The following is an 11,785-nucleotide window of genomic DNA, read 5'->3' as shown; positions in this document are numbered from 1 at the left end:
TTTTTTGTTGCACTATATTTTACAATTTATCAAATTAAAAAATAGAAGAGAAATCAAAAATATGTTATAATTTTGCTATGAAAAAGATTATCATTACAGCGACAGCTGAGAGCGTTGAACAAGTAAAAGAGCTTTTAGAAGCAGGTGTGGATCGCATTTATGTAGGCGAAAAAGAGTATGGTCTTCGATTACCCCGTACTTTTTCTTATGACGAATTGCGACAGATTGCAGCCCTTGTACATGAGGTAGGCAAAAAGTTGACAATTGCTGTCAATGCTTTGATGCATCAGGAAATGATGAATAAAATCAAGCCATTTCTTGATTTTTTAGTGGATATTCAGGCGGATTATATTACTGTAGGAGATGCCGGTGTTTTTTATGTGTTAAAACGCGACGGTTATCCGTTTAAGACGATTTATGATGCTTCGACTATGGTTGCTAGCAGTCGTCAAGTGAACTTCTGGGGGCAAAAAGCTGGCGCTTCTGAGGCAGTTCTAGCGCGTGAAATCCCATCGGCAGAATTGTTTAAAATGCAGGAAGTGTTAGAAATTCCTGTTGAGATACTAGTCTATGGTGCTAGCGTCATTCATCATTCTAAGCGACCGCTTTTGCAGAATTATTACAATTTCACTCATATTGATGACGAAAAGAGTCGTGAGCGTGATTTATTCCTTGCAGAGCCGAGTGACCCAGATAGCCATTATTCTATTTTTGAGGACAATCATGGGACGCATATTTTTGCAAATAATGATTTGGATATGATGACGAAACTTGGAGAGTTGGTAGAACATGGCTTTACACATTGGAAATTAGAAGGTATTTACACGCCAGGACACAATTTTGTTGAAATTGTCAAACTCTTTGTGCAAGCGCGTGAGCTGATTGAGACCAATCAATTTACACATGATCAGGCTTTCCTTTTGGATGAGCAGGTTCATCAATTGCATCCAAAGAATCGTTTCTTGGATACTGGATTTTATGAATATGATCCAGACCAGGTGAAATAAGGGACGCAGGTAGTTGCGAGTTGCAACTGCTTGTTTAACTTTCACAATCTGTTTCCTTTAGCTTGCTTTCAAACCTTTTTTGCTATAAAATAAAAAGGCTAAGTATTAGAATTTAGAAAAGAGCGAGAATATGACAAAAACTTTGAAAAGACCAGAAGTTCTGGCGCCTGCTGGAACGTTGGAAAAATTAAAAGTCGCCATTCGCTATGGAGCGGATGCTGTCTACATTGGCGGACAAGCCTATGGTTTGCGCAGTCGTGCTGGAAATTTTACGTTTGAAGAAATGGAAGAGGGCGTTCAATTTGCTCGTGAACATGGCGCAAAAGTCTATGTGGCTGCGAACATGGTAACCCACGAAGGAAATGAAGAAGGAGCTGGGGAATGGTTCCGCACTTTGCGAGATATTGGCATTTCTGCCGTTATCGTATCTGACCCAGCATTGATTGCCATTGCTTGTACAGAAGCGCCAGGTTTGGAAGTACACTTGTCAACACAAGCTAGCGCAACAAACTATGAAACCTTAGAATTTTGGAAGGATTTGGGGTTGACACGTGTCGTTTTGGCACGTGAGGTTTCCATGGAAGAATTGGCAGAAATCCGCAAACATACTGATGTGGAGATTGAAGCTTTTGTTCATGGGGCTATGTGCATTTCTTACTCAGGGCGCTGTACTTTATCTAATCACATGAGTATGCGGGATGCCAATCGTGGGGGGTGCTCTCAGTCTTGCCGCTGGAAATATGACCTCTACGATATGCCCTTTGGACAAGAGCGCAAGAGCTTAAAAGGAGAAATTCCAGAAGAATTTTCTATGTCGGCTGTTGATATGTCCATGATTGATCATATTCCAGATATGATTGAAAATGGGGTGGACAGCTTGAAAATTGAAGGGCGCATGAAGTCTATTCACTATGTATCTACTGTTTCAAATTGTTACAAGGCGGCAGTAGATGCTTATCTTGAAAGTCCTGAAAAGTTTGAAGCAATCAAGCAAGATTTAGTAGATGAAATGTGGAAAGTTGCGCAACGTGAGTTGGCAACGGGATTTTACTATCATACACCAACTGAAAATGAGCAGCTTTTTGGAGCACGCCGCAAAATTCCGCAATATAAATTTGTGGCAGAAGTGGTGGCTTATGACCCTGATACGCAAACAGCGACTATTCGGCAACGAAATGTCATCAATGAGGGCGACCCAGTTGAGTTTTATGGTCCTGGTTTCCGTCATTTTAACGCAGTCATTACAGATTTACATGATTCAGATGGAAATAAAATTGATCGGGCTCCAAATCCGATGGAACTGTTGACGATTTCCTTGCCACATCCGGTTTATCCAGGTGATATGGTACGCAGTCGTAAAGAAGGTTTGATAAATCTTTATAAAGAAGACGGCACAAGTGTCACAGTACGGGCATAAAAATCCACATTGAGAAGAGGTTTGAATGGTTAATTCTGCCTCTTTTCATTTGTAAAAAATATTTAAAAAAAATGAATGTAAACGCTTGCTTTTTTAAAAAAGAAGGTGTACAATATAATTAAAGAAAGATAAGAAAGGGCTGATTCCAATGGGTATCGGAACATTCATATTTTAAATCGTTTATGATGTATTAGTTTCTATTTGCTAATTGTTTTTCTTAATTGGAGGTATTTGATAAATATTTCTGAAGATGTCATGTAGTGGTTTGTAGAATTGCATCGCGTATGAAGAACGCAAAGTAAGAATAAATAAGAATGTTATTTGATGCAGTTGGTAGAAGCTTTTTAATGATTTTCATGCTTAGTAAAAAAACCGCTATTGTTTTAGATGAAAAAACTTGTTTTTGATATATTGTGGACAAGAAAATCATTCTTTAATAAGATAACGATGGAATCATCATAAGAATCTCTTTTCAGATAATTACTTTCTGAAAGTCTATCTATCACTTATTAGCAAATAGAGACGGCTCCTAGCTTTCTGTAGGTATACAGTAACTAGGAGTTTTTGTATGCTCTGTTCTTTGAAAAAAATCATGAAAAGTAGTATAATAAATTAGATATGCAAAAGATTTGCAAAACTGTAATTCGACTTGGGATTCCAAGGACCGTTAGTAAAAAAAATTGAAAAGGAGAATCAATGAGCAATATTAAATTGATTGCTTTGGGCGGTGTACGTGAAAATGGAAAAAATCTTTACATCGCTGAAGTGGATGAATATATTTTTGTCCTGGATGTCGGATTAAAATATCCAGAAAATGAACAGCTTGGTGTGGATTTTGTTATTCCAAATATGGACTATTTGTTTGAAAATAAGGACCGTATTGCAGGGGTCTTTTTGACACACGGTCATGCGGATGCAATTGGTGCCTTGCCTTATTTATTGGCTGAAACGAAAGTCCCTGTATTTGGCTCAGAATTGACGATTGAGTTGGCTAAGTTATTTGTCAAAGGAAATGATACGGTCAAAAAGTTCAATGATTTTCATGTGATTGATGAAGACACAGAGATTGATTTTGGAGGTACAGTTGTATCTTTCTTTAAAACAACGCACTCTATTCCAGAGAGTTTAGGGATTGTTTTGAAAACGTCTGAAGGGAATATTGTTTACACAGGTGATTTCAAGTTTGACCAAACGGCTAGTCAGTCTTACGCAACAGATTTTGCTCGCTTGGCGGAAATTGGTCGTGAAGGGGTTCTAGCTCTTCTTAGTGATTCTTCAAATGCGGATAGTACGATTCAAGTGGCAAGTGAGAGCGAAGTTGCAAAGGAAATTAGCGATACAATTGGAGACTGGGAAGGACGCGTGATTGTTGCGGCGGTTGCAAGCAATCTTTCTCGGATTCAACAAGTCTTTGAAGCTGCTGCTAGGACAGGGCGTCGTGTTGTGTTGACTGGATTTGACATTGAAAATATCGTTCGTACAGCTATTCGCTTGAAGAAATTATCACTTGTGGACGAACGTTTGCTAATCAAACCAAAAGAAATGTCCAAGTTTGAAGATCATGAGTTGATTATTTTGGAAACTGGGCGTATGGGTGAGCCAATCAATGGCTTGCGCAAGATGTCTATTGGTCGTCACCGTTATGTAGAAATCAAAGAAGGTGATTTGATTTATATTGTTACAACACCGTCTATCGCAAAAGAAGCCTTGGTGGCACGTGTAGAAAACATGATCTACCAAGCAGGTGGTGTTGTCAAACTAATTACGCAAGATTTGCGAGTGTCTGGACATGGAAATGAGCGCGATTTGCAATTGATGTTAAACCTCTTGCAGCCAAAATTCTTGTTCCCAATTCAAGGAGAATATCGTGAATTGGCAGCACATGCTAAAGCTGCCATGGCAATTGGTATGTTGCCAGAGAACATTTTTATTCCAAAGCGTGGTAGCATTATGGAATATGAAAAGGGTGATTTTGTACCTGCTGGTGCGGTATCTTCTGGTGATGTTATGATTGACGGAAATGCGATTGGTGATGTCGGAATTATCGTTCTTCGTGACCGCAAAGTTCTGTCTGAAGACGGTATCTTTATCGTAGCCATTACAGTAAACCGTCGTGACAAGAAGATTATTTCCAAAGCCAAGGTTCATACACGTGGATTTGTTTATGTCAAGAAAAGCCGTGATATTTTGCGTGAGAGTGCTGACTTAATCAATAAAACAGTTGAAGATTACCTTGCAAAAGATAATTTTGACTGGAGTGAGTTGAAAGGCTCGGTGCGTGACAATCTTGCGAAATATCTCTTTGAGCAAACCAAACGTCGTCCGGCAATTTTACCTGTTGTAATGGAAGTGCGTTAAGTAGGTTAAATTAGCACATTTTATATAGTTACAAAAATCGTGGGGTCAGGACGTTTGTTCCAACCCCTTTCTTACATTTATATTAAAAGGAGAAAAAATGGCATTTTTTGAAATAGAATATCATTCAGCAGTACTAGAAATGGAGCGTCGTGTCAATGTCATCTATCCTGATGCGGATGCAGTAGCCCCCAGTCAGATAGCAGATATGGATATTCCCGTTCTTTACCTTTTGCACGGCATGGGAGGCAATGAAAATTCGTGGCGAAAACGGACGAATATTGAGCGTTTACTGCGCCATACAAATTTAATTGTCATTATGCCGTCAACAGATCTTGCTTGGTACACTAATACTGCTTATGGGTTGAATTATTATGATGCCATAGCAAAAGAATTGCCTGAGGTTATGCAGCGTTTCTTTCCCAATATGAGTCGGAAACGGGAGAAAACATTTATTGCAGGTCTGTCAATGGGAGGTTATGGGGCTTATAAAATAGCCTTGACGACAGATCGATTCTCTTATGCAGGGTCATTTTCAGGCGCTATTGGGCTCGGTCTAGATGATGTGGACATAGAAGAACTTCCAGGTGGGACGCTCAACTATTGGCAAGGTGTGTTTGGTGATTTGAAAGCAGCTGATGTCAAGCAGCATTTTTTGACGACAATGGCAAAGAAGTCAGATAAAAAGACTAAATTTTACGCTTGGTGTGGGGAGCAGGATTTTCTTTATCAAGCAAATGAAGTAGCTGTTAAACAATTGCGCGAATGTGGCTTAGATATCACCTATCATCATAATCCGGGAAAGCATGAGTGGTATTATTGGGAAAATCAACTAGAAGAATTTCTGAAATGGTTGCCGATTGATTTTGAAGTGGAGGAGCGCTTATCCTAAAGTTGCTTGAGAGATGACTTTTTTGACAGCAATTTACATTTTTTTGTCAATATTTTATTCTTTCTTTTACAGTTCTCTATGTTAAGAAATTTTTAAGCGAATCTCATTATACTTACTCTTTACATTTGAGATTAGGAGGGAAGTATGAGGTTTATATTTCGAATATTTTCAGCGCTGTTGCGCTTGATATGGCGTTTAGTTTATAGTCTTGCATTAACAGCACTCTTTTTAGTCGGAATCTTGTATATCATGAGTCCTTCTAAAAGCAGTTTTTCGACAACACTTCAGCAAGATGTCAGTCAAATTTATCGATATGTAAGTGGACAGGATAGTCAGCTAGGCGTCGGGCAAAATGTGAAAGACCTGACCAAACAGCTATCGGACAATCATGTTCATCAAGCGTCTGGTGTCCGATGGGACACAGCAAGCGCTACGGTTTATATAGATACACAAGATGAGACATTTCGCTCAGCTTATCAAGAAGCCATTCGTGCTTGGAATCAAACAGGGGCTTTCACTTTTCAGATTGTAAATGATAAAAATCAAGCCAATATTGTGGCGACAGAGATGAATGATGGTACGGTGAGTGCGGCAGGTGAGGCAGAATCACAAACTAATTTATTGACGAAACGCTTCACAAATGTAACGGTTCGACTAAATCGTTATTATCTATTGAATAGTCAATACGGCTACTCTTATGAGCGAATCGTAAACACAGCAGAGCATGAATTGGGACATGCGATTGGATTGGAGCATAATGAAGAAAAATCCGTCATGCAGTCCGCTGGCTCATTTTACGGGATTCAAGCAGTAGATGTTCAAGCAGTAAAGGAGTTGTATCAAGCATAAAATGATAAGAAATATCTTTAAAATCATTAGACGTTTCCCAGAGCAGTTTTTCTTGTTTGTCTTTAATTCCAGTATTTTTGCCTGGCTTTGGAAAAGTGGTTCTGATATTTCCGATCGTATCGGTGTGATAGCTGCATGGCAGGAACATGTTCCTGTGTCCATTCAGAATTTCTTTGGTCAAAATAGTCAAGCTATTCAAGGATTTTTCAATCATTCAGCTGTGATGTGGTTGATTGGTTCGATGATGATTCTCTGGGTTATCCGTTTTGTAAAAGGAATCATCAAATTAGGGCTTTTTGCTTTGATTATTCTATTAGGTGTTTACCTTGTGATGCAAAATCAAGAAATTTTAAGTAGTTTTAAATGAAAATGCAGTCAAAATGAACCGCATTTTTGTTTTCTAAGATAGCAGTTGGGATAGGAATCTGCTATAATAGGTTTATGATTATTTTACAAGCAAATAAGATTGAACGCTCTTTTGCAGGGGAGGTTCTTTTTGATAATATCAACCTGCAAGTGGATGAACGAGATAGAATTGCCTTAGTAGGGAAAAATGGAGCTGGTAAGTCCACTCTTTTGAAGATTTTAGTCGGTGAGGAAGCCCCAAGCACTGGGGAAGTCAATAAAAGGCGGGATATATCCCTGTCTTATTTGGCGCAGGATAGTCGCTTTGAGTCTGCCAACACCATTTACGATGAAATGCTGTATGTCTTTGATGATTTACGTCAGCAGGAGCAACGATTGCGACAGATGGAGCTGTCTATGGGGGATTTGACTGGGACGGATCTGGAAAAACTGATGACAGACTATGACCGCTTGTCAGAGGATTTCCGTCAGGCAGGCGGCTTTACCTATGAGGCAGATATTCGTGCGATTCTCAATGGTTTCAAGTTTGACGAGTCCATGTGGCAGATGAAAATAGAAGAGCTTTCTGGCGGGCAGAATACTCGATTGGCTCTAGTGAAAATGCTGCTGGAAAAGCCAGATTTATTGGTACTGGATGAGCCTACTAACCATTTGGATATAGAGACGATTGCTTGGCTGGAAAATTACTTGAGCAACTATAGCGGAGCTCTCATCATCGTCAGTCACGACCGTTATTTTCTTGATAAAGTAGCCACTGTGACACTGGACTTGACCCAGCATTCGTTGGACCGCTATGTGGGAAATTACTCTAGTTTTGTTCAGCAAAAGGAGCAGAAGCTCTTGACGGAGGCTAAGAATTATGAAAAGCAGCAGAAGGAAATTGCTGCTTTGGAGGATTTTGTCAATCGCAATCTGGTTCGAGCATCTACAACCAAACGCGCTCAATCCAGACGCAAACAGCTGGAAAAAATGGAGCGTCTGGACAAGCCAGACAGAGGCAGTCGTTCTGCTAATATGACCTTTCGCTCGGCTAAGCCTTCTGGAAATGTCGTTCTGACTGTAGAAGATGCGGCTATTGGTTATGATAACCAAGTGTTGTCCGAGCCTATCAATCTGGATATTCGTAAATTTAACGCAGTAGCTATTGTCGGGCCAAATGGTATTGGCAAAACAACTCTTATCAAGTCCATTGTGGGACAAATTCCTTTTATCCGCGGTCAGGAGCATCTGGGGGCAAATGTGGAGCTGGGCTACTATGACCAGACCCAAAGCCGATTGACACCGAGCAATTCAGTCTTAGACGAGCTTTGGAATGATTTTAAACTAACGCCAGAAGTGGAAATTCGCAATCGTCTGGGTGCCTTTCTCTTTTCAGGCGATGATGTCAAAAAGTCTGTCAGCATGCTGTCAGGTGGGGAACGAGCACGGCTTTTACTGGCTAAGCTGTCTATGGAAAACAAGAATTTTCTGGTGTTGGACGAGCCAACCAACCACCTAGATATTGATAGCAAAGAGGTGCTAGAGAATGCCTTGATTGACTTTGACGGCACTCTGCTCTTTGTCAGTCATGACCGCTACTTTATCAACCGAGTTGCCACGCAGATTATCGATCTTTCTGATACTGGCTCCACTCTTTATCTGGGCGATTATGACTATTATCTGGAGAAAAAAGCAGAGCTGGAAGCTTTGAGAGAGGAGAAAGCTACTGCGACAGAGCCTAGTCAGTCTCAGCCAGTCACCAACTACCAACTCCAGAAAGAAACGCAGAAAGAAGCTCGGAAATTAGCTCGCCGTTTGGAGCAGCTGGAAGCTGAAATCGAAGAGCTGGAGATGCAAACGACCGAGTTGACTACAGCTATGCAGGAAACCAATGACGCAAGTGAACTCATGGAGCTTCAGCAAAAGCTAGACCAGCTGACTGAACGGCAGGAAGCAGCCATGACGGAGTGGGAAGAAGTGGCAGAACAGGTGTGAGCGAGCTATTTTTAAGTCAAGAAAGTTCATCCGAAGCGAAGAAATTCTTCCCTGAGACTAAATCTCGAACGTTTCAAACGGGGATGAGAGCTTTTTGAGCAAAAAACTTCGTCCTTCATGAAGGATGAGGCAACTTTTAAGTAACTTGCCATTTTTCACATTCGGACGAGAGGTTTTAGGGGGAAATGGCTTTGTTCAGTTTTCGGACGAAAGTTTTTGGAACAAATTCCGAACATTCTTGTTTCGGACAAAGCTTTTTTGAAAAAATAATGTTGTCCGATTTGCGGACAAGAAGATTTTAACAAAAAAAGACGTTTCTGAAAGTAAAACCCGAACATTTGAGACGGAATTACCCATATCCCATTTTTTCTAGTAAGGTTATTTTGCTCGCCCGTTTGAATGAAGGAACTTTTAGGGCGAAGAAAGAATTTGATTGACGGGGAAAGTCAGGGGAAGTGTTCCATTTACTTGCTTTATCAGTAGTCCCCAGTCTTTTGAGGGCGATATATGGAAGTAGCAATCTTTGTAGAAGAGCAGATGAAATGCCTGTTGACCTAGAGGTTCAAATACTAGATTTGAAGTAGTACAGCTTTAATGTAAATCTGAAAAGACTAAAAATTGTGAAAGGAGTTAATATTGAAGAAATGGAAGCTTTAGGCAAGGTGTTTCGTGATTTTCGCTTGAATGGTAATTATTCTCTTGCTCAGGCAGCGGGGAATCAGGTATCAACTTCTCAGCTGTCCCGTTTTGAACGAGGAGAGTCTGAGCTAACAGTGGATAAGTTCTTAGCGGTTCTGGATAATATTCAGGTCAGTGTGGAAAATTTTATGGATGCAGCTAGAAACTACCAACGAGCTGAAATTGTTGAATTTATGTCCCACATTGTCCCGCTCTATTATGCTAAAGATATTGAAGGTTTTCAGAAGTTGCAGCATCAGGAGAGAGAAAAAGCTAGACAGCTACAGGATAGCCTCATTCATGAGCTCAATATTATCTTGGTACAAGGACTAATTTGTCAGCGAGATAATCGTTATGAGATGAAACCGGCTGACCTAGAGCGTGTGGCGGATTACCTTTTTCAGAGAGAAAATTGGGGAATGTATGAGCTGATTTTAATCGGAAATCTTTATTCGTTCTATGAGGTGGACTATGTTTATCGGATGGGTAAGGAAGTTTTAGAGCGTGAATATTTTTATGAAAATATCAACAAGCATCGTCGGTTGGTTTTGATTTTGGCTCTGAATTTTTACCTGCATTGCTTAGAGGGAAAGGATTTTGAGAAAGCAACGTATTTCAAGAACGCAGTTGCTAAAATTTTAGATAAAGAAATTAAGCTTTACGAGCGGACAATTTTTCTCTATGTCAAGGGCTTTGAAGCATATCAAAAAGGTCAGCAGGAGCAAGGTATTGCAAAAATGAAAGAAGCTATTCAGATTTTTGAGACCTTAGAATTACCCGAACAAGTTGATTATTATCAAGAACATTACCAGAAATTTATTACACAAAAAATATAAAAAGAGAGACACTTTTCCCAAATACGGGAAAAATAGTGCCTTTCTTTTTTTATTTGTTAAAATATAAAAAAATAATTTGGAGGTTTCTTTATGAACAAACAAGCGGTACAACTCATTGCACGCGGAGCTATCAACAAGATTGGCAATATGCTCTATGATTATGGAAACAGTATTTGGCTAGCGTCGTTAGGAGTTATAGGTCAGACCGTTTTAGGAATTTACCAATTGTCCGATTTAATAACAGCTATTTTATTCAATCCTTTCGGCGGTGTTATCACCGATCGTTTTTCTAAACGAAAAGTCTTAATGACAACTGACTTGATTTGTTCTCTCCTGTGTTTAGGAATTTCCTTTATTACTCATAAACAGTTGATGATTGGAGCTCTCATTTTCGCCAATGTGGTGCAAGCTATTGCTTTTTCTTTCTCACGACCAGCAAACAAATCCTATATCACCGAGATTGTAAATAAAGAGGAAATCGTAGCTTACAATTCTCATTTGGAGGTGGTTTTGCAGTTAATCAGTGTGTCAGCTCCTGTCCTCTCTTTCTTAGTCATGAACTATGCCAATCTGCGGATTACTTTGCTTTTAGATGCACTGAGTTTTTTCCTCGCCTTTATTTTGGTTTATTTCCTACCTAACAAAGAACCAGAAATGAAATCAACTGGTAGGCTGACAGTAAGAGCAATTTTGGAAGATATGCGAGAAGGAGTGCTTTATATTCGACAACAAAAGGAAATCTTCTTTCTACTCGTAGTAGCATCTAGCGTTAATTTTTTCTTTGCAGCTTTTAACTACCTCCTACCTTTCACTAATCAGCTTTTTCAACAAAAAGGAGCTTATGCGACCATTTTGACAATGGGAGCTATCGGCTCTATCATTGGAGCACTCTTGGCAAGTAAGATTAAGGATACTATGGAGAATTTGCTAATCACCCTTTGTCTGACAGGTTTAGGAGTTGTAATAATAGGGAGTTCTGCTATTTTTCCTGTTCCTGGTTATCTAGCTTATGGCGGTAATTTTCTTTGTGAGTTATTCATGACAGTTTTTAACATTCATTTTTTCAGCCAGGTGCAAACCAAGGTTGACAATCAGTATTTAGGTCGAGTATTCTCTGCTATTTTTACACTGGCTATTCTTTTTATGCCGCTTGCAACAGCAATTATGACATTGATTCCAAGCGTACACCTGTTTTCTTTTATTGTCATTGGCATTGGAGTGATGAGTCTGGCTGTTTTCTCAATTTTTTATCAAAAATCATTGCACACAAAAGGAAGCTGAGACAAAAGTGCTCAGCTTCCTTTGCTTATATAGTCATAATTATAAGACGCAGTAGTTTGGAGAAGCTCTATTGACTTTAGTCAATGTAGAGTTTCCAATGCACAATTGATTAGGCACTTTAGTGCCAATC

General features: G+C 39.6%; 9 protein-coding genes. All 9 read left to right on the top strand.

The window, feature by feature from the left end; all coding sequences use genetic code 11:
- The first annotated feature begins 77 nt into the window (after positions 1-77).
- The 9 genes from HMPREF3249_RS00245 (at position 78) to HMPREF3249_RS00205 (ending at position 11,655) form a co-directional block, all read left to right on the top strand.
- Positions 78-1,007 carry a peptidase U32 family protein gene (locus tag HMPREF3249_RS00245; RefSeq protein ID WP_049534195.1) on the top strand — a complete coding sequence of 310 codons (930 nt, stop codon included), beginning with the start codon at positions 78-80 and terminating at the stop codon, positions 1,005-1,007.
- A gap of 130 nt (positions 1,008-1,137) precedes the next feature.
- Positions 1,138-2,424 (top strand): peptidase U32 family protein, encoded by a 1,287-nt coding sequence (locus HMPREF3249_RS00240; protein ID WP_049534198.1) that lies wholly within the window; start codon positions 1,138-1,140, stop codon positions 2,422-2,424.
- A 696-nt stretch (positions 2,425-3,120) separates the two neighbouring features.
- A complete protein-coding gene (locus tag HMPREF3249_RS00235) occupies positions 3,121-4,782 on the top strand; it encodes a ribonuclease J (RefSeq protein ID WP_049534200.1) in 1,662 nt (553 codons plus the stop codon).
- Between the two features lie 97 nt (positions 4,783-4,879).
- Positions 4,880-5,671, top strand: a complete 792-nt coding sequence (locus HMPREF3249_RS00230) for an alpha/beta hydrolase (RefSeq protein ID WP_049534203.1) — start codon at positions 4,880-4,882, stop codon at positions 5,669-5,671.
- 144 nt (positions 5,672-5,815) lie between these two features.
- Positions 5,816-6,520, top strand: coding sequence for a matrixin family metalloprotease (locus tag HMPREF3249_RS00225; RefSeq protein WP_049534204.1), 705 nt, complete (start codon positions 5,816-5,818; stop codon positions 6,518-6,520).
- A 1-nt stretch (position 6,521) separates the two neighbouring features.
- Complete coding sequence (locus HMPREF3249_RS00220) at positions 6,522-6,887, top strand: hypothetical protein (RefSeq protein WP_049534206.1); 366 nt, start codon at positions 6,522-6,524, stop codon at positions 6,885-6,887.
- Between the two features lie 74 nt (positions 6,888-6,961).
- Complete coding sequence (locus tag HMPREF3249_RS00215) at positions 6,962-8,860, top strand: ABC-F family ATP-binding cassette domain-containing protein (RefSeq protein WP_049534208.1); 1,899 nt, start codon at positions 6,962-6,964, stop codon at positions 8,858-8,860.
- Between the two features lie 644 nt (positions 8,861-9,504).
- Entirely contained in the window at positions 9,505-10,374 is an 870-nt protein-coding gene (locus HMPREF3249_RS00210) for a helix-turn-helix domain-containing protein (protein WP_059221313.1), read from the top strand.
- 90 nt (positions 10,375-10,464) lie between these two features.
- A complete protein-coding gene (locus HMPREF3249_RS00205; protein WP_049534209.1) occupies positions 10,465-11,655 on the top strand; it encodes an MFS transporter in 1,191 nt (396 codons plus the stop codon).
- Positions 11,656-11,785 lie beyond the last annotated feature (130 nt).

This window comes from Streptococcus sp. HMSC36C04, from assembly GCF_001839535.1.
Classification (GTDB): domain Bacteria; phylum Bacillota; class Bacilli; order Lactobacillales; family Streptococcaceae; genus Streptococcus; species Streptococcus hominis.
The sequence above is the reverse complement of the archived record's forward strand: the minus strand, read 5'-3'. Positions and strand labels throughout refer to the sequence as shown.